Here is a 21,762-nt window from a genome sequence, read left to right on the forward strand (position 1 = left end):
ATAGGGTTGACACATAGGTCAACCCCTACAATCAATAAATAAAGAGAATTACATTTTCTCAGCCGAAGGCGGAACATCATTTGCTCCCCATGCCTTATTGGCTTTGTTACCCATCACCAGTACCAGCTTGCCGCCGTTTTCGATGTCGGAGTGGCTAAACCACGGTTTGTTCCACTCTTGTCCATTGAGGGTTGCCGACTGAATGTATTTGTTATCTTCAGAGTAATTCTGCGCTTCTACCTCAAATACCTTTCCGTTGCTCATTGTCATTTGCGATTTGGCAAAGAACGGACTGCCGATATTGTATACAGGCATACCCGGTGTAACAGGATAGATACCCATCATGGAGAATACCACAAATGCAGATGTGCCGCCGCCGTCTTCATCGCCCGGAAGACCCATCAGGTCGTTTCTGAACCATTGGTTTATCAATGTATGGATGCGTTTTTGCGTTTTCCACGGCTGCCCTGCATAGTTATACAGATAAGGGATGTGAAGGCATGGTTCGTTTGCCATCGAGAATTGTCCTACATTTCCTGTATGGTCAGGTATCTGGGCATAGAATTCATACTTGCCTTTGCCCAGAGGCTCATTGAAAGTCTGGTTCAGATTGTTGATAAATTGCTCATTCCCGCCCATCAGGTTAATCAGGTCGGCTACATTATGCGGAACATCCCAGCGGTAAACCCAGCCGTTGTTTTCCCCGTAATAGTCGCGTGCACCCATACCTCCTGAGTAACGGTAATCGAACGGCTCTATGAATTTACCTTCTTTATCTTTCGGGTGGAAGAAAGCTGTTTCAGGATTGTAAACATTGCGGTAGTTGTACGAACATTTCAGATAATAATCTGCTTCTTCATTTTTACCAAGAGCTTTCGCTATTTGCCCCAGACACCACTGGTCGTATGCTGTACCCAGCGTAACGGCAATCGGTTGCCTCTTTTCGAATGAATTTACATTGGCTACAGTTTCCTTTTCGCCCGGATACAGGGCCGGGATATAGCCTTTTTCTTTATAGAATTCATCGAGCCACCCGGCAGGGGCACCTGACCAGGGGATCAGCGTTTTTTCTTCTATTCCTTTCTTACAGGCGATATATGCTTTTTCGAGGTCATATCCTCTCAATCCTTTTACATAACCATCGATAACCGTAGCTACGGCGTGGTTCGAATTCATACGGCGCGAGTCTCCTGTTACTTCAGGGAATGTAGGCATCCAGTTGGTACCCATCTGTTCTGCCATCAGCAGGAACGAATTGATGATATTTACTTCATCTTCGGCATCAATCAGCACGCGTAAGGGGTGTGTTGCACGGTAGGTATCCCAAATCCAGTCGTCGGTATAGAACGGTTTGCCTCCGTCTTCGTGTACATTGCCGTCGAATGCGCTGAAGTAGCGTCCGTCTTCACTGATACATACAGGGCGTTCAAAACAACGATACAGGGATGTATAGAATACAGTCTTGTCTGTATCGTTGTTACCACCAACTCTGATCTTACCTAAAGCCTCGTTCCATGTATTGCGGCCTTTTTCGGCCAAGTGTTTTACATCATAATCTTTTTGTTCGCGTTTCAGGTTGTTTTTGGCCTGTTCTTCGCTGATAAATGAAATACCGTAGCGGATATTCAGCGTCTGCGGTTTGTCGCCGTAGTATAGCGCTACCGAAGCATTATTGCCTTCAACACTTTTTTCATTATCGCTGATAGTGTTGTCTTTTACAACTCCTGTCTGAACAGGTGTTTGTTCTGTTTCCAGATATATGTAGACATTCGTATTATTTTCAAGTTTTTGGAATCCGCTCACTGTATTTCCTTCTACTTTCATCCCTCCGTTGCGGGAGTTCAGGATAAGATATACAGGGCTATCGGCTAAAGTATAATCTATCTGATAGATAGCAGACTGATGTGAGAGTGCGTATTGTATATGCGTTTGCTGATCGTCCAGGTCTACTTCGTAGCTGTACGGTGTCAGCTTTTCACGGTCGTAACTGTATGAAATTACCGGTGCGATTTTGCTCTTATCTCCCTGATAAGGGCTGAGATTGAAAGCCGAACTTCCACGGTGGCTGGTTACGATAAGGGGCAATCCCTTGATCATATCGCCTGTATAATCGGCACGTTCGGGATAAACCCGCAGCATACTATTCGGTAAATGAATAGTGGGAAAGGTAGGAACAAGCAGATGACTGATGTTCCCCATATAAGGGTTTACATAGTCTACAGGCTGTTTGTTTGCACTGTTGTTGTTTGTAGCGGTGCAAGCTCCCAGCAAAAAAACGAGGGATGCTGCAATCAGGCCATGTATAAATTTCATGATATAAGCATTATTTATTTTAATTAGTAAAAATCGTATGAGCCGATTGTTACCTATCTAACCCTTCCCCCTTCGGGTACTTCCCTTTATCAAAAGGGAAGAGTGGCTGACAGACGAGATTGCATCTATCAATCTTCGCTTTGCGAATCTCCCCTCGCAGAAGGGGAGTACCCAAAGAGGGAGGGGTTGAAAAGTAAAATGTATCAATAATTGTTATTGACAACTTAAGTCTTTTTTTAATTGCTACTTCTGTCCTCTAGTCTGTTTCACCTCCTTTATGGTTCCATCAGAATTGTAATACAGTTTATCTACACAAACCGAACGAAGGTTTCCCTGGCCGGATACATCTGAGGTGTGATAGAAAGCATACCATTGTCCCTTGTACTCTACGATGGATCCATGACTGGTGTCGCAGGTGGTAGGTTGCAGGTAAATGTCCTGATATATCCATGGCCCCAGAGGAGAATTACTTGTCGCATACCTCAGGCGGTTTGCACCCGGATTATTGTCAGCATAAGACAAGTAGTAGACACCGTTTCTTTTGTGTACCCAGGCACCTTCATGAAAATCAACCATTCCGGTCATTGCAGTCATCGCTCCGTCCAGCTTTGTCCAGTCGTCTTTCTTTAGTTTACCTCCGTACATTTTGCCACCACCGCCGTTGTAGATGTACGGTTGCCCGTCATCGTCGATAAACACACATGGATCTATTTCGGCAGACATGCCTTCTACATATCCCCGTACACGGAACTCCTTATTCGGATACTTGCTGGTGGCAACACCGATGCGCCATGTGCTGTTCCAGTTGGAAGCACTGGTAGGGTGCGGGAAGTAGAAGTAATATGTTTCGTTGGCAGGATTGTATACACAATCGGGAGCCCACATAAAACCTTCACAGCCCCATCCGGCTTGTTTTTTCACAGTAGCCGCGTTCATAATCTCGCCGTGATCTGTCCAGTTTACCATATCTTCCGTAGAGAATACATGGTAGCGATCCATACGGTCGCATCCCTGTGCGGGTTCCATATCGTGTGAAGCATATACATAAAGGACTTCCTTTCCGTCGATGTTCCATACACGTGCCGAAGCATCGGCTGTATACAACGGGCCTTTCATCCAGCTGTTATACATTGGCGACTCAAATTCTACAAACAGAGGATTGGTCATCGCTTTGGTAACGGGATAGGTGAACGAATTGGAAAGTTCTTTTAAATCTCCCGTGCGTGTAAATACAAATTTATCCACATTGCCGGGCGTACTACCGTAGTATTTCAATACATGTTTACCTTTGCTCAACTGTATATCAGTAGCTGTTGCTTTTTTAGTGAAGTCTGTCCATCCACCCTGAGGTATGGCTATGCTACGGCTAGCACCGCGTCCATCCACTTCGAAGTAGAAACTACCCTCCGAGCCGTCTCCTTTTGTGCAATAGGTATCGATGGTATAAGCTCCGTCTTCGTCCACTTCAATTGTATAGCACATCCACTCTCCGGGTTGTACTTCGCCTATGTAATAGCCACCGGATGCACTGCCATCGCCACGAATATCCACCGCGTGCCCGTTTCGGTAACCATCGGCAGTTTTGTTATCGCTTTCGAAGTAGGCAACATCTTGCGCTCCTTCGTCAAAATCCTCAGCTTCTACTGTTCCCGGTACACGATGAGGCCCTTTATAGGCAGTTCCTTTATAAGCATTCAGGAATGCTTCTGCGTCGTAGTCCAAATCATGGTCGTAGACGTAAGGTCCATCGGGCTCAGGTTCGGGCTCGGGAGTTGTAGGAGGGGTGACTACCGGAGGAGTTTCCTCCGGTGGTGTCTCGTTATTATCACTACATGACGCAAAGAGCAATGCAATGATTAGGATTCCTGTTCCAAACATATTTATTGGTAATCTCATAGGGCTTATTTTCTAGCAGGCCAGGAAGATTTCAAAGGAATTTCTCCACGCAGCATCTTTTTGCCTTCTCCAGTGAGCCACAGGTAGTGGTCGGTAGGCAGATCGTCTTCGATGCCGGTAAAGGTAACGTTCAGTTCCGAGGCCTTTTTGCACCAGTCGTTTCCTGTTAGTCCTTCTACCATATTGGAAGTCATCTTATATCCTCCATTTTGGTACACTACATAATAATCTTTTTCAGCTGCATTGCTAGGCACATTTTTTTGATTTAGGCATTTATAGATAGCTGTACCTTCATCTATTTCGTCAAACATAGCAATGTAAAGCATCTGTGCACCCGATTTGATTCCATGATGCATCTGATTCCAGAGGAATGTACCACCCAGACGTGGTTGAACAGAATTGTTAGGATGCATATTGCGGTCGGCAGAGCCAGGGAAACAAAGTGGAGCATAGTCTACACCGTTCTCTTTGCACCATTTCACGTCTTGCTCTATCAAACTGTGGAAATTCGAGAAATTATTATTGTCGTAACGACCTACAAACCAAGGCATGATTACTTTGGCAGCTTTGATCAGATCGTGTAGTTTGGCATCAGGTAAAGCATCGTTGCGTCTTTCGCGCCAGTGAGTAGGCACGCCCAGCATGATGTTGTAGCCCATATCCTTCAAGCCATTCATTAATGTTTCTATATCGGTTAGGCTATAAGGGCGGCCGTCGTTGAAACCTACACCCCACAAAGCAATTAATGGCTTACCGTCATGGTAGAGGTAGTATTTTTGTTTGGCATCCCTGTTCAGCAACTGGTATTTGTCCATGATGGCTTTTGCATCGGCCAGAACGGCAGCCGTATTGTTACTCTTGTTAGGCTCGTATCCACCCAGGTCGTACATCACACAGATGGCGCGCTGATAGGTATTAGAACCTTTCATGGCCGACTCCAGTACTTTATCGAAGTGGGTTTTTCCATCGTTGTTGTTGATTACTTCACCTACGAAGCGTTGCATAAATACGCCGTCGAGCCCATATTCTTTCATCCATTTGAAATGGAGCAATACGCTCGATTCGTCATAAGCGCTGTACACGGTAGCCTTTTTCCCGTCGGGATAGAGAAAGTGTTCCGACCGGTCGGCTGTGCCATCGTCTCCAGGTGTATATTGCACTGTATATTCGCTCATATCCGGCCAGAAGTCGATGGAGTTGCGCAACACGCCGGGTTTGAATCCTTCGCTTTCCCGATAGTGATACCACTCGGTATTTGAATGGTCGGCATGCGGGCATCCGTCACCGGGTGCGCCAAACCATCCCTGATAACCTGCCATCACCAGCCCCCGGTATGTGTCGAAAGGTTTGCCGTCTTCGTGCGGTGTAAAGCCAAGATCGTTATATATATCTTCTACCGGTGGTTTTGGATCCGGATCCGGATCTATTGCCGGTGGAATATAGTCGTCGTCTCCGCTACTGCAAGAGGCTGCTAATATCAACAGACCTCCTAATAATATCTTGCTTAGTTTCATATTTTTCATTTTTAATAAAACAATAGTTCGTTATAAACTCTATTCTGAAATACAGCTATTTAATCAGCTTGTAATATTCATTTTGTTCATTTGACAATCAGTTATTAACACTGTTCTATAACGAACTATTGTAGGAAGTAAAAGAGCCGGGATGGAATTTGTTATGTTATCCCTCCCGGCAACATTTTTTGAAAACAGGCTTTTATTACCTTAAATACCTCTATTCACTTGGGATTTCAATCATCTTGATCTCCGTATAATTATATTTCTGGTGAGTATCATTTACTTTGGCTCCTATACGGACGAAATAAACGTAACCAGGTTTAACAGGCAGCCTCCAGCTATACACCTCACTTTTTCCATCTTCCAACTTGGGCAAACCAGCCCAAGGCTTCATAATGCTTTTCCAATAAAGAGGGTTTTCTTCCTTATCTACAGGGGTGTTATAATAACTGATCGAATTACCTGCGCCACAGAATTGATTCAGGCTAAGAAAAGGTCTGATCTCCCTGATATTTGGTAAATCTTTTTCAATAGGGGGATAAAAACGGCACGACATTGTCAGTGAGTCATTTACATATTCTGCCTTGAAATCAAACATAACCAGATAAGGGGTTACTTCAAAATCTTCTGTTGACTTCTTACCAATACCTACGCGTATCGTATCGCAAGGCCACCAGGCTCCTTCGGCAACTACATCGTATGTGCCTTTAAATAGCTTCGTATTATTAAATGTTCCATCCTGCTTTACAGGGATATCCTGAGGGGCAGGGCTGATGCTATAGCTCTTCTCCCAGATACGGATACGGTTCTCTCCCTGGTCGGCAAGAATATTCTGGCCTGTGGTCGAATCTATAATACGTCCGGTAAAATGAGCATCCGGTTCATCAAAGTTATCAACTTCCATACACGAAGTAGCCAACAATGCTGATGCGCCCACGAGCAGACTAAATATTACTTTTTTCATATTCAAGTATTTTACTTCATTTATTTCCATTAATAACCATCATTACGTACCAAGTTCGGGTTCTTTCCAATTTCTCCGCCCGGTATTTGTTCATAATACCATCTTCTTTCGAATGTTACTGTACGGGCTATGGTTTCTACTTCGTTGAGGTATATCCATTTGTCTTCGTTCAGTACATAATAAGGAAGCAGGGTGTGTCCGAATTTACCATTCAGGAAGTCAACATCGGCCACTCTCCAACGACGCAGGTCGAAAAGACGGTGGTTTTCGAAACAAAGTTCACGTGCACGTTCGTCGCGGATGTATTGCAGGTTTTCGTCAACGGCGAATCCGTAGAGCGGTGTACCTATATCTTCCGGGCTGGTTTTCATCTGGTAAGGATGGGCACCTGCACGTGAACGGATTTGGTTCACATATTCGATTGCTTCTTTCTTCAGGTTGTCGTCATTTTTCAGTGTACCCAGCTCATAAGCAGCTTCCGCCCAGTTGCAAAGCACTTCGCCATAACGGAAAACTTTCCAAGGTTGTTTGCTACCAAACAATACACGGCTGGCAGCAGCTGCAGAAGGGTCTGTATATTTGCGGATGAAAGCTCCCGAACGGGTATAACCTTCGTCACCGAGACCTTCTCCCAAACCATCCTGTCCGCTTACTCTCACCGATACGCCACCGATATTCTGGCTTTCGCCAGCACGTTGCGCCCTGATACGATATGTGTCTGTATAGTCATTGCGGCTTCCTCCGATCTCGGCAGTGCCATCGGCAGCCGTTCCCGGATACTGTAGATAAACACCTGCCTGGATGTCTGCCTTTACCCCCGAGCCGGGTTCGGTCATTCCGGTGAAGTAGAAATTGGCACGGCAACGAGGTTCCATTTCCCCGTTATTCCAAAGTTCTTCCGGGCTGTCGAAACGTACCGGTTTGCCATCTTCGTCGATGAGGGCAGGCATCTCATACAGTTTCATGAGTTCCCAAGCCGGTTGCAAAGCTGCTCCTGCGGCTCCACCGCCAATCATGCTCAACGGTAATACCATTCCGTCCCAGCAATGGAACAAGCTTGTTTCCCAGATAGCATCTGATACTGCGGTGTATTGTTTTACAAAGATGTCTTCGTCGTTCCTATTGTCAGCTGTAAAAACCTCCACATATGCTTTTTCTTTCGCATCGGCATCGGAGGCGCCTGCGCCATGCAGTGTATAGCCACCTTCCTGGATAAACTTACAGGCATCGTACGCATATTGGAAAAATTCTTCTGCTTTGTCGGCAGGCATGCCCATCAGGCCGGCACTGACAGCCGGGCCGGATACGTTGATGTAGCCACCGTATTTAGCCGCACTTCCGGCATATAACATAGCACGCGACATCAGGGCGGCGGCAGCGTAGCGATTGGCACGGCCTGGTGTATACTTGCTTTTATCCGCCGCATTTTCCATCGCAAACTTCAGGTCTTCGTAGATGAATTTCCAGCACTCGTACTCTGTATTACGTGGTTGCAGCAGTTCATCGCCAGCCGTAGGGCTAAGCACTTCTTTTACGATAGGTACGCCACCATAACGCTTCACCATTCCGAAATAATAAAATGCACGCAGAAAATGAGCTTCACCCAGATAAGAGTTATATTCTTCTTCAGTCGTATAATTATTTCTATAGTCAGGAAAAGCCGCAATAAAATTGTTGATGTCGCGTATACGGTCGTATGGCCAGTATCCCCAACCATCGCCATAAGATGTACCACGGCCTAAGGCCTCGAGTGCGGCGGAAGCCGGACTACCCTTTTGTGCTGTCCATCTGTTACCTATATGCCAACCTTCCTGATTGGAGGTTGCATATCCTCTGTTGTCACCATCGGCTCCTGTATGATTATAGTTGAAATCTTCGATGGGGAGATCCTGATAAATGACAGCAAAATATTTTTTGACACCGTTGTCGGTAGCCAAAAGGACATTCTCTCCAATGATTCCTTTCGGTTCCAGATCCATATCATAGCAGGAGCCCATAGTGAGCGTTAATGCTGCTATACATATATATTTGAATGTTTTCATATTCTGTCCTTTCATATTAGAATTTAATTGTGGCACCCACGTTGAAAGTACGGTTCACCGGATAATTATAAAATAAAATACCTTGTTCATCATTATTATTACCCCCACCGCCTTTGGCACCCGGACGTTCAGGGTCGATATCGTCCAATCCCGTTATCGTCAACAGGTTGTAGGCATTGAGATATACACGAAGGTTTTTGATGCCCACTCTGCTAACCCATACTTTAGGCAATGTATAACCTACCTCCAATGTTTTCAGACGTATATACGAAGTATTCTGGATACCGGTGGTACCTGAAGTAAAAGGACGTCCTGTAGCCGGATAGAGCCCTTTCTCCCATTGTGTATTCGGATTCCAAGGGTCATCTGTTGGACTAACTGTATGCCAGCGATCCTGGTAGATATCGAGGATAGCGCCACCGAATGCACCTACTTCGCCAAATACTTCAGTATATTGGTTGTACACACCTGCTGCACCTTGCCAGTTCATCGAAAAGTCTACGCCCTTCCATGCGGCTCCCATGGTGATACCATAGTTGAATACAGGCAGGTTGTAAGTGGCCACCGGATGGTGGTCCTGGTCATTGATCACTCCGTCACCGTTCCAGTCTTTGTACCAGTAGTCGCCCGGTAATGAACCTTGTCCGTAATTGCCTCCGGTGGTGTTGTGATAGCGGATCTGGTCGTAACTGGTAAACCGTCCACCTTCTTCGTAGGTAGCCCAGATGTCTTTGTTACGTCCGGATGTTTGCCAACGGCGCCAGTTCTCCATTGAGTTTTGACCCGGTTCAGCTATTTTATAATCCCAACGATTCTTTGTAGCAGAAATCTGCCCATTTACCCAATAGGTAATGTCACCTATCTTATTGTTATGTCCCAGGCTGATTTCCCAGCCGAATGTCTGGTCACTGTTGATGTTTTCCTGAGGCATGCTGGCGCCTACTGTACCAGGAATAACAGCTGAACTCGTTTCTAACAAGCCACTCCGGTAACGTTTGAAAACATCGAATGATCCTGTCAGTTTCGAATTCCATAGGTCGAAGTCTAACCCAAAGTCCCATGTATCTGAGATATACCAAGTCAAATCAGGATTTGGAATAGCAGTAGGAGTTAATCCGCCCATCAGGACACCATCGTAGATCCAACCAAGCTTTCGTCCATTCAGTTCATACCCCACCACCGTAGAAGGATAATGGTTTGCTATTCCGTCATCACCCATGCGCCCGTAAGAGCCACGTAGTTTCAGATTATTCAGGAATGGAACCAACTCTTTCATAAATGGTTCTTCGCTGATGCGCCAGGCGAGAGAAGCAGTAGGGAAGAATCCCCAACGGGAATCGGACGGGAAACGCGACGAGCCATCATAACGGAAAGCAAAGTCGGCTATATAACGCCCTTTGTAGTCATAATTCACCTTTCCTACTATTGCCTGACGGGTTTCATCCCAAATGCCACCTTTGTCAGAAAACGCAACCTGGCCTTCGTCCTCACCGTAGATAAGGTATTCGCCATCGAGAAGCATATTACGCTGTGCGTAAAAGTTGTCGTTGTTGTTATATTGTTCTTCAAATAGCAGCAAAGCTCCGACGTTATGATCGCCGAATTTGCGGGCATAGTTCAATGATAGTTGCATCACTGTTCCGTAAGCCGGATCGGTGCGGCGTCTCAGGTAGCTGTCGCTTCCGCCATTCTGGATTCTGTTGTTTATAGTACCATCGCCCAGACGTTCATACAGATTGTATGTGCGTCTGTATTCCGTATTGTTTGTAGCATAATAATCGTAGCTGTAGAATGCTTTTGCGTTCAGCCCTTCTACATACGGAATATCATAGGTCAGTGTCAACGCTCCGTTGAAATTGTTACGCTTTTCGCGACGGAAACCGGTAAAATCGCTATTGGTAGTAGCTACCGGATTGTCCATATATCCTCCCACCGGCATCTGATCGTTGAATGCAGGCATACTATGATCGCCATCGAGCCATGCTTCGGCAGTAGGGCGGTAGCTCCATGCTTTTTTGTATACTGTCCAGATATCTGTCAGTGGCTGGTTCTTCTCATCCATATAACCGCTCAATTGTACGCTGGCTTTCAATCGTTTGGTGATTTGTGCATCTACGTTGCTGCGGAAGTTCCAACGGTCGTAGTTTAGCGAACCGCTTCTGTAAGATCCTTCCTGCTTTATGTAGCCCAGGTTGAAGAAATATGTTACTTTATCCGACCCGCCATCCATACTGATGTTGTATTGTGATTGCGGCACATTGTTTTTAAACAACTCATCGTTCCAGTTGGTACTTCTTTTGCGGCCTGTGCTATACTCCAGCATTTCCTGCCAGGTATACTGAGGAGTAGTACGGATAGGATAGTTACTGTTAAAGTCATTATACCTTTTCTCGTTGGTAAGCAACATGTGATCTGCTGCACTTGACGTTTCAGGTACATAGAGGAACTGCTGCCAGGCAAAATTGGCAGAAAACGTGATGTCGAACTTACCATTGGAGGCGCTACCACGCTTGGTAGTGACCAGGATAACCCCATTGGCAGCACGAACACCATAAATAGCGGCAGTACCGTCTTTCAGTACAGATACGCTTTCTATTTCATTCGCATCCATACGTGAGAAGTATGCTTTGTCGCGGGGAATTCCATCAACTACAATCAGAGGCGGATTATTCTTATCACTCATCCCGCGGATGTCAATTGTGTTATCAAAGTCACCGGGAGCCGAACTGTTCTGTGAGATACGCACACCGGGTATTTTACCGGAGAGCATATTGACTACGTTCTCATTCTTGGTAACCACGATTTCTTTGTTGTTTATCGCAGAAACCGCACCGGTCAGCGTTACTTTCTTTTGTGTACCATATCCTACAACGACTACCTCGTCCAGTGTTTTGCTGTCTTCCACCAAGGTGATTTTCAGGTCGGTCTTATCAGCAGACACTACAACGCTCTGATAACCAATAAATGATATAGTCAGTTTTTCGTCTTGTGATGCCTCTATCTTGAAAGTCCCGTCTATGTCGGTCATTGTACCGCGGGTAGCGCTGCCATTAACCGACACAGTGGCTCCGATGACAGGTTCTTGAGATTCGTCAACGACGGTTCCCTGAATCATCCGGAGCTGCGCTGAAGCAGGCAATGCCACCAGGAGGCATAAAAACGCGACTATAACGAACCTCCACGAGGCCGGCGCGCTTTTTCCATATATTTTTGAGTTACTATCTTTCATGATATAATTTTAAATTATTAATCGGAAATCATTCTTTTGTGTCAAGAGGGATTGGAGGGTGTGTTGAGAGAGTCAAGATACTTTACGACACACCCTCATCACCTCTTTTTCCGTTATTATAGAACAATTTATGGTTGAGGCGCAGGCATTGTTGCACCATCAGGGGCTAAGCGACGGTTGAAGAAGAACAAACCGAGTTGCTCAGCCGCACCGATTCTCTTCACACCATAAGCATATTCGTAACCAGCTCCAATTCCGATACGGAATCCATAACCTGTATAAGAGTCAGGGATATTAAGAGAACCGGTTGCTTCATCGATAGTTATACCAAAGTCGGTAACTGAAGAAGGATAGAATCCGGATGGGTTGTCGATATATTCATTATATTGGCCTAACCAGAAATCATAACCAAAACCTTCTGCACCTGACCATGATTTACCATTTTCATCTACATATTTTCCATCAGTTGTAGCTAATGCTTCAGGTACATAGATGGCAAAACCGCGATAGAACCAATACAAGCCACGACAACCAGTTGCATATTCCTTCGCAAGATCACCTAATACCAATTTAGTACCATCGCTGTAAACAATAGGCTCATCACCCTTCTTCACTTCAAAAGTAGCCCAGTTGGCAAAGAATTCGTTTGCGCCGCCATGGATGATCGGATAGTCTGTTTCATAGTTTGCAAAGCCTTTTTGTATGTTAATAGTCTGAGCACCTAGTGGCAAACTCTTATCGCGTCCACCCCATTCTGCTTCTGCCTGATCGGTAAACTGACCTGTAAGATCAACATCAGCAAGCTCATCGTTAATCATAACATAGATTTTTGCTTTCACTACATCATCAGCTATTACATTGAACAAGAATCCTTTTCTGTCTTCACTGTCATTAAAGCTTGACCCCAGCCTTGTATTCATCGCCCATGCTCCGTCTTTTGCCAGATTGTCGCTAAGTGCATTCTTTTTGTCCTGAGCCGCGCCCTCAGGTTGTTTGCCTGCTATAGAGAATGTAGCATTGGCAGGAAGCTCGTCAAACAAATCTTTGAAATTGGTAAGTTTAAGCAGATCACGACCGTTGATAGTCATTTCGCTGAAGCTTGCATTTTCAAGTACTTTAGGGCTATAAGCTGCTTTGATTGTAAAGCCGCCAATATCTTCGCTAGCGAAAGAGAAGTCATCGTCAACTTTTACTGTAAAGTAGTTGGAGCTGATAGCTGTACCGTTGAAGCTCATAAGGAGCGACACAGCATATGTTTTGCCTGCTTCTACTCCGAGGCCTTTGATTTTTACTTTAAGGAAATCGCCATCAAGTGTAGCTTCTCCGTCAACTTTAAACAAGCCATTGCCACCTGCTTTCAGCTCGTGAGCTTCTGCGATGTCGAATGTAGCTTTTGCCAAGTCGGAGGAACTGATAGCCGGAGTAGCAAGGAAGCTCACGTCGGCACCGGCATTACCTAGGGTAACAATGCCGTCTACAGTTTCGGGGCTGTAAATCAATGAGTTTACAGAAGAGCCAAGAGGAAGTACATATTCTGTTCCATTCACTGTAATGATTGCATTACTATCATTTATTTCTACAGTGACATCCGATCCACCGCCGGAGCCTGTCTTGATTGTGATGGTTTTTCCATCGCTCAGTACCAATTTATAAGTACCATTGGTTTCTTCTACTGATATGATAGATGCACCAGTTGTTATTGCTTTTGATAGATCGTTTTTAAGGTCTTCAACTGCTACTTCTAATACTGATACTCTTGATTTCAGGTCATCAACGTCATCACCACATGATGAGAAAGTACCTGCTGAAAAAATCACAGCTCCACATAGGAGTACGCTAAAAAATTGTTTTTTCATACATTAAATAAAATTAGATTGTTTATTCATAGATAATTAAGAATTAAGTGAAGTGATAGATCTTTGTTTTTTATTTCCTGTAGTTCATGAAAACGAAACTTTGTATCGAAAACGATATAAGGTCCAATACAAGGCCTTGTTTTTTTATACAAGAAATAGTGTGTTGTCCTGTTTGAAACTATACATAATAATACTAGGTTATGATTCGTTAATTCTTTTAAAAGATCATTTTTTAATCTTCACATATTTAGTTATCTGGATCTAAGGAGAATTGATAAGATTTTTCATAACGTTTTTATGGTTTATAGGTTAGTCAGTAAATAAGATTTAAGTCGTGTGATTCTTTGGCGAATTTAGATAACATATATTAATAATTTTGTAAAAAAATCATTAATAAATACATTAAAATTTCGATAATTATATGTTTTAAATCATTTATTAATGCGGGTTTGCTAATTTTTAGTGAAAATATTCCTTTTATGTTCAGTGCCTGTTTGGATGTTAGTGAAAATGTTCCTTAATGCTCTATGAAATAAATATTTTTGTCATATCTTGAGCTGATATGAAATCTATATAAATGATATGATTTGGTAGTCACTGGCTTTAGCGCCCGTTGGCTGGCAAATACTGGATGCTATCGATTTTTCTCATAGGTACTGCATATTTTAAGTAAATGATAATATCTCTGTTGTATTTACATACACTACACTCTTGTGAGTGTTGGTTGCCATGCCGGGGAACGAAGCGTCCCGTACTTCTTTTAGGCTCGTGCTTTCTGCTAAATTTATATCTGCAAAGTAAGTGAATGGGTATTAAAAATATGAGTAAACGGCGGTTAATAGGATATTAAAATTTCATTAATTTGTAATATTAATGAGGGTTTTCATTAAAAAATAGAGTTTTAATGTAAATCCAATATCAATTAGTTGGAATAAAAAAAGAAATGAAGTATTTTTACATTCGTTGGCTTATGTTCTATTATGAAAATGAAAGAACAACTACATAGAATCTAAATGAAGAAACTTCTGTTTGTTTTTGCCTGTATATTACTATCTGCTCTGCTGAACACTATTCATGCGGATGATATCGACTATGGCCTCTTTATAAAGTCATTCCCATTTGGCGATCAGGAAAAGACTTCTCTCGTTCTTGAAAATAATCAGCCTCTCAAACTCGGAAAAGAAACAACTATGTCATTCGATATGAAGGTGCGTAAAGACAATGTCTTTGGCATAGTATTCAGAATGATTACAAATAAAAAGGAAAATATAGATTTCGTTTTTACAGTAGGCGAGAATGACAAACGATATCCTATGCTTGTGATTAACGAATCGGTGTTTATGGTTACCCAAGAGATTGTCTGTGACCAATGGATTCCGGTAAGTATAACATTGTCGTCAACAAAAAACGAGATCACGGTTCTTTATGGAGAATCCAAGTTGTCTGTGCCATATACCGTCTCGCAGATAAATAATGCCATGATAGCCTTCGGGCTTTACCCTTTTGAAGGATATTCTATTTATGATATTGCTTCTACAAGTATCCGTGATATCAAAATATATGATGGGAATAATCTGGTGCGATTCTGGAAATTAAAAGAACATGATAACGAGAAAAGTTTTGATTCGGTATCCCAGGTCCCCGCAATCGCAACCAATCCTTTGTGGATAACAGATATATATGCTACATGGCAGAAAGTGTATTCTAAAGCCATAAAAGAAAACTCTTTGTTTGCTTTCGATCCCGAAGAGAGCATAATATATATAGCCTCTCCCGATTCTAAAGAAATAATATCATTTGATACAGGGCAAAATAAAGAAACGGTAATTGGCGTTAAAGGAGGGATTGTAGCAGCCAACGCCCCCAATCAGTTATTCTATGATTCTCGTGCCAAGCAGCTTGTATCCTATAATCTGGATGAGAATATTGTTTCCCGTTTTTCGTTCAATACGCATTCCTGGGATAGTAATATAAGGCCTTTGTTAGAGCATGGCTATTGGAATAATGCAGCATTCTATTCTTCATCCGACTCTACGTTGATCTCTTTTGGTGGATATGGCTTTTACAAATATAATAATGATCTGCTCAGGCTTGATATAAATAATAAATCAATCAAGAAATCAAATTTACCGGAAATATCACCGCGTTATACTACCTCTACTACCATTGTGAATAATGTATTGTATGTATTTGGTGGCAGAGGGAATAAATCGGGAAGGCAAGAATTGTCACCCCGCAACTATTACGATTTTTATGCAGTAAATCTGTTGTCGGAACAAACGAATAAATTGTGGGAGTTTGAATCTGTAGAAAAAGACTTTCTCCCGGGAGAGAACTTGATTTATGATGAAAAGGAGAATTGCTTTTATTTTTTCTCTTCATGGGAAGGTGGTACATTATTTAGGATATACAAAGAAAAAGAAGGTTTCGAAATAGCCTCGTATGCGATAGATGAAGATTTTACAGCACATTATATATATACTAACCTGTATTATTCGCCTGGCCAGAAGAAATTTTATGCGTTGATTAATAGAATTAGGACAGACCATTCAGCAGAAGTAACTATTTATTCATTGAATTATCCTCCGGTGACGATAAACAGATCGGTGACCGGTGTGCAACAGGTAGAGAATGCAGAAGCCTCTCCAAAGTGGATTGTCATTTTATGCGTTGTCTTCGGATTGTTAGCCATAGGGCTTATTTCTTACTATCTGCTCAGGAAAAGGGAGGCGATAACAAAGAAAGTACAGCAGGCTGTAAAGAGGAAAGATAATGAAAGCGCCGCTGTGGCTGAAGATAAGATGAAAGAACCGGAACTTCCGTTCTATGATTTTTCACGCCGGTCGATCTGTTTTCTGGGTGGCTTTAATGTAATGGATAAAAACGGGCAGAATGTTACAGGCCAGTTTACTCCGATGTTAAAATACCTGCTTGTATTACTGATATTGTCTACAGAAAAAGACCCGAAAGGTATATCCGGTAAAAAGCTTATCCAGCTATTGTGGTACGATAAGAATGAGGAATCGGCGAAGAACAATCGGAATGTTTACCTGAGCAAGCTGCGTTCGGTACTTGAAAATGTAGGCAACGCAGAGATTATCAATCAAAATGGTTTCTGGACTATAAAGTTCAACGATATTGCCTGTGATTATACAGAGGCGATGCGCCTGTTTTCATCAGTAAAAGAAAATAATGGTTTGGAACAGTCCGATATCGACCACCTGCTTGAGCTTTTGTTAAGGGGGGTATTACTGCCAAATACCGAAGCAGACTGGGTTGATGGCTTTAAGAGTGATTTCTCGAATCTTACAATAGATATACTTACAGAGTTGTCGCAAAGCAATTATAATAAATTGACAGACGACCTGAAGTTGAAAATTGCGGACACGCTGTTTTTACATGATTTTATAAATGAGGAAGCGTTGTACCTGAAATGTTCCATCCTCTTTAATTCAGGAAAGAAAGGTATTGCGAAAACGATCTATGATAATTTCAGTAAGGAATATTTTAATTTGCTTGGTACAAAGTATAAATATTCGCTGACAGACGTTATTGAGAAAAAGAATCTGCAATAAAATACTTTGGTAAGATTTAAACAGTTTTTCAGTCTTAAATCAGCCTAATCCACAATCTTTTTTCATTTTAATATATTATTAAGTGGTGTGTTAATAGGCTTATTAATATACCTGCTTTTACTTTGTTATAGTTTACTTCTGATTTTGTTTCTAATGGAGAACTAGTAAACTTGTATACTTACTTGTCAACTGATAATAAAAATACCATGAAAAAATCTTTCTTATTCATTTCTGTTTTTATTTTAAGTGTCCTTATCTGTAAGGCAGACGATACCAGGCTCTGGTATAAGCGTCCCGCTAAAGAGTGGGTAGAAGCATTGCCGCTGGGTAATTCACGTCTGGGCGCAATGGTTTTTGGAAACCCTGCCAGAGAGCAAATCCAGTTGAATGAAGAAACCATGTGGGGTGGCGGGCCTCACCGCAACGACAGCCCTAATATGCTGAAGGTGCTGAACGAAGTACGTTCACTGATTTTCAGCGGAAAAGAAAAAGAAGCCGAAATGTTGCTGGATAAGAATATGCGCACACCGCACAATGGTATGCCTTACCAGACAATTGGCAACCTGTTTCTGGATTTTGCAGGACATAGCAACTATGCTGATTATACACGACAACTCGACCTGAAAACGGCGGTTGCAACAACAAAATATACAGTAGATGGTATCTCCTTTACCCGTGAGGTATTTACTTCGTTTACCGATAATGTTATCATAGTCCGCATTACAGCCGACAGGGCGAACAGTATCAGCTTCACGGCAGGTTACGATTCTCCTGTAAAAGACTATCAGGTATCAGCTAAAGGAGACAAACTCATACTCAAAGGCATGGGCTCGGAGCATGAGGGTATAAAAGGCGTAATCCGTTTCGAGAACCAGACACAGATTAAAACAGAAGGCGGAAGCGTAAAAGCGGAAGGTAATAAGCTAACGGTAAAAGGAGCAAATACAGCTACTCTCTATATCTCCATTGCTACCAACTTTGTCAACTATAAAGACGTAAGCGCCAACGAATCAAAAAAGGCAGCCGATTATCTGAAATCAGCTATCAGCAAGCCTTACAGTACAGCATTGGCAGACCATATAAAATATTATCAAAAACAATTCAACCGTGTGCAGTTCGACTTGGGTACATCTGCCGCTGCCGGTGAAGAAACCGATGTCAGGGTACGGAATTTCAAAGATGGTAAAGATCAGAGCCTGGTAACATTGCTTTTCCAGTTTGGGCGTTACCTGCTTATCAGTTCTTCGCAGCCGGGCGGTCAGCCGTCTACATTGCAGGGTATATGGAACGACCAGCTTGTTCCACCGTGGGATAGCAAGTACACTATCAATATAAACACAGAGATGAATTACTGGCCGGCAGAGGTTACCAACCTGAGTGAAACGCATCAGCCATTGTTTCAGATGCTACAGGAACTCGCAGTGACCGGACAGGAAACAGCAAAAGTGATGTACAATGCAGGAGGCTGGGTAACACATCATAATACAGACCTTTGGCGTACTACAGGTCCTGTGGATGGCGCGTTCTACGGTATGTGGCCTAATGGCGGGGCATGGCTCAGCCAGCATATGTGGCAACATTATTTATATACAGGAGATAAGACTTTCCTGAAAGAAGCCTATCCTGTACTGAAAGGAGCAGCGGACTTCTTCCTCGATTTCCTCACAGAGCATCCTACATATAAATGGATGGTATCAGCACCTTCCACTTCACCCGAACAAGGCCCTCCGGGAAAAGATACAAGCATCACGGCAGGTTCTACAATGGATAACCAGATTGTTTTTGATGTGCTAAATAATGCGCTGGATGCTTCCAAAGCTTTAGGTTTAAATGATAACGCATACAATCAGAAACTTGAAAATATGATTGCACGCCTTGCTCCGATGCAGATAGGACGGCACAACCAGTTGCAGGAATGGCTGGGTGATTTGGATGATCCTAAAAACGATCACCGTCATGTATCACATCTATACGGATTGTATCCTAGTAACCAGATATCGCCTTATTCGCACCCTACGCTTTTTCAGGCAGCTAAGAACTCCCTGCTTTACCGTGGCGATATGGCTACAGGCTGGTCGATAGGTTGGAAGATCAATTTCTGGGCACGCCTGCTGGATGGCAATCATGCCCAAAAGATAATCACCAATATGTTATCATTGGTAGAACCCGGAAATGATGATGGACGTACTTATCCGAACCTCTTCGATGCACATCCGCCGTTCCAGATTGACGGGAACTTCGGATTCACGGCAGGAGTTGCTGAAATGCTTCTCCAAAGCCATGACGGAGCTATTCACCTGTTGCCGGCACTACCCGATAACTGGAAGAAAGGAAGCATCAAAGGGCTGATGGCACGCGGTGGTTTCGAAATTACATCAATGGAATGGGACGGAGGCGAAATATCTGCCGTAACAGTAACTTCCCGACTGGGTGGAAATATGCGCCTTTGTTCGTATGTGCCATTAAACGGCTCAGGATTGAAAGAGGCAAAAGGTATAAACCCTAACCCTTTATATAAAACAGCAAATATTAAAGAGCCATTTGTCTCTAAAGAGGTCAATCCTCAATACCCGCTATTATACAAAGTGTATGAGTACGACCTGATGACACAACCCAATCAATCGTATACGTTCAGGAGAGGTAAGTAGTTTATTATCTTATTTATAAATCTGAAATGGTATTGCTCATTAGGAGTAGTACAGAGCAAATTTTGTCTATTCTGAAATAACTTAATAATATAAAACAATGAATCTAAAAGCTATTCTTTTACTACTATCCATTGCCTGTTCTGTCTGCCTGACAGCACAGACCCGCAAACATGCAACCACAACCCAGTATCCCAGCTATAAAGGTCTGATTATGGCCGGTTATCAGGGTTGGTTCATCGCTCCGTCCGATGGAGTGATGCATGCCGATGAAAAACAGGTCAGGCTCGATATGTGGCCTGATGTGAGCGAATATGAAAAAACGTATCCTACAGGCTTGAAACTGGCGGATGGTTCCACTGCCCGTTTTTTCAGTTCTACCGATAAAAGTACGATTGACCTGCACTTCAAATGGATGCAGCAATATGGTATCGATGGTGTGTTTATGCAGCGTTTTTGGCATACAGCCCAACCTCAGGCACGTAATAGTGTCCGCACCGAAGTGATAAAAAACGGCTTTGAGGCCGCTTCCAAGTATGGACGTGCTGCGGCTGTTATGTACGACCTTTCAGGATTAAAAGCTTCAGGTGAAGATTGCTCAAGCCTTATCGAAGACTGGAAATTTCTGGTGGATGAACTGAAAGTAACCAACCAGTCAGGAAATAAAACCTATCTGCACCACAACGGAAAACCCCTTGTTGCTATCTGGGGCATAGGCTTTCCGGATAGGCCTTATAATATACGCAATATCGGTATAGAGCGTTTTATTGACTTCCTGAAAAACGATCCTGTGTATGGAGGATGCAGCGTGATGCTGGGTGTGCCTACTTTCTGGCGCGATTTGAATGCCGATTGTATCAACGACCCGTACCTGCACACGGTTATCAGGCAGGCGGATATTGTTCTGCCGTGGACTGTTCAGCGCTTTACCCCGCTGTTGCACAACGATATGGATCGTTTCAGGGATTTGATTGTTGGTGATATGGAATGGTGTAAGCAAAACAATATAGACTATGTACCTTGTGTTACACCGGGATTCAGTTGGCACAACCTCAGCCGTTTCGAGTTTCCTGATGATGTAAAACCTTCGGGTTCAATACCACGGCAGGGCGGACGCTTCTACTGGCAGCAACTGTACACAGCAATCAATGCAGGTGCTTCGATGGTCTATGTTGCCATGTTTGACGAAGTGAACGAAGGCACAGCGATTTTCAAGGTAAGCGATAATCCTCCGGTAAGCGATATTGCCAAGTTTGTAGGTATGGATGGCATGCCTTCTGACCATTATTTGTGGCTCACAGGTGAGGCTACGAAGATGCTACGGAGGGAGATTCCATTGAGTTATAAAATGCCTCAGAGGAAATAATATTTATTGATGTTGTAGGGGCGAACCTGCGTGTTCGCCTACTTCTCAGGCAGACACACAGGTCTGCCTCTACATCAGAATAAATTTCATAGCCTTGCCCGTGCAGAAACAACGCTCGGGGAGCGTAGCCGACTCAATTTCTCCTGCTCGCGCAGATTTCATGTATGTGTGTAGCGAAGCAAAAAATATAGCATGCTCTTTGAACAGGACACGGACAAGATGTCCGCGTCAGCGAGATTCTGATTTTGTTTTAATTGCCTCCACTTTCAAGTGGAGGAATATGATTGTTAATCTGAAATTGGCTTTAGCCAAATCCCTTTTTGACTAAAGTCCTTTTAGATAAATCTTTATCCACGTCT

General features: G+C 43.3%; 10 protein-coding genes. 3 read left to right on the forward strand and 7 right to left on the reverse strand.

Annotated features, from left to right (window positions below; translation table 11 throughout):
- Positions 1 to 48: 48 nt before the first annotated feature.
- The 7 genes from D0T84_RS05510 to D0T84_RS05540 all read right to left on the reverse strand — a co-directional run bounded on the left by D0T84_RS05510 (position 49) and on the right by D0T84_RS05540 (position 13,817).
- The gene (locus D0T84_RS05510) at positions 49 to 2,313 is read right to left on the reverse strand and encodes a GH92 family glycosyl hydrolase (RefSeq protein WP_163306817.1); all 2,265 of its coding nucleotides are present in this window, start codon (positions 2,311 to 2,313) and stop codon (positions 49 to 51) included.
- Positions 2,314 to 2,556: 243 nt separating this feature from the next.
- Complete coding sequence (locus D0T84_RS05515; RefSeq protein ID WP_163306819.1) at positions 2,557 to 4,209, reverse strand: family 43 glycosylhydrolase; 1,653 nt, start codon at positions 4,207 to 4,209, stop codon at positions 2,557 to 2,559.
- A gap of 5 nt (positions 4,210 to 4,214) precedes the next feature.
- Positions 4,215 to 5,723, reverse strand: a complete 1,509-nt coding sequence (locus D0T84_RS05520; RefSeq protein WP_370525435.1) for a glycoside hydrolase family 71/99-like protein — start codon at positions 5,721 to 5,723, stop codon at positions 4,215 to 4,217.
- 220 nt (positions 5,724 to 5,943) lie between these two features.
- Positions 5,944 to 6,690 (reverse strand): DUF3823 domain-containing protein, encoded by a 747-nt coding sequence (locus D0T84_RS05525; RefSeq protein WP_185155693.1) that lies wholly within the window; start codon positions 6,688 to 6,690, stop codon positions 5,944 to 5,946.
- Positions 6,691 to 6,719: 29 nt separating this feature from the next.
- A complete protein-coding gene (locus D0T84_RS05530) occupies positions 6,720 to 8,732 on the reverse strand; it encodes a RagB/SusD family nutrient uptake outer membrane protein (RefSeq protein ID WP_163306824.1) in 2,013 nt (670 codons plus the stop codon).
- Between the two features lie 16 nt (positions 8,733 to 8,748).
- Positions 8,749 to 11,961: a TonB-dependent receptor gene (locus D0T84_RS05535; RefSeq protein ID WP_163306826.1), complete on the reverse strand. Its 3,213-nt coding sequence runs from the start codon at positions 11,959 to 11,961 to the stop codon at positions 8,749 to 8,751.
- 128 nt (positions 11,962 to 12,089) lie between these two features.
- On the reverse strand, positions 12,090 to 13,817 hold the full coding sequence (locus D0T84_RS05540; protein WP_163306828.1) for a PL29 family lyase N-terminal domain-containing protein: 1,728 nt from the start codon (positions 13,815 to 13,817) through the stop codon (positions 12,090 to 12,092).
- 1,013 nt (positions 13,818 to 14,830) lie between these two features.
- Here D0T84_RS05540 and D0T84_RS05545 point away from each other — a divergent pair.
- From D0T84_RS05545 to D0T84_RS05555, 3 genes are all read left to right on the forward strand, one after another.
- Positions 14,831 to 17,392 carry a hypothetical protein gene (locus D0T84_RS05545; RefSeq protein ID WP_163306829.1) on the forward strand — a complete coding sequence of 854 codons (2,562 nt, stop codon included), beginning with the start codon at positions 14,831 to 14,833 and terminating at the stop codon, positions 17,390 to 17,392.
- Between the two features lie 206 nt (positions 17,393 to 17,598).
- Entirely contained in the window at positions 17,599 to 20,040 is a 2,442-nt protein-coding gene (locus tag D0T84_RS05550) for a glycoside hydrolase N-terminal domain-containing protein (protein ID WP_163306831.1), read from the forward strand.
- 97 nt (positions 20,041 to 20,137) lie between these two features.
- Entirely contained in the window at positions 20,138 to 21,403 is a 1,266-nt protein-coding gene (locus D0T84_RS05555; protein WP_163306833.1) for a glycoside hydrolase family 71/99-like protein, read from the forward strand.
- Positions 21,404 to 21,762: the final 359 nt, after the last annotated feature.

Origin of the sequence: Dysgonomonas sp. 521 (assembly GCF_010501055.1) — a bacterium.
GTDB lineage: Bacteria > Bacteroidota > Bacteroidia > Bacteroidales > Dysgonomonadaceae > Dysgonomonas.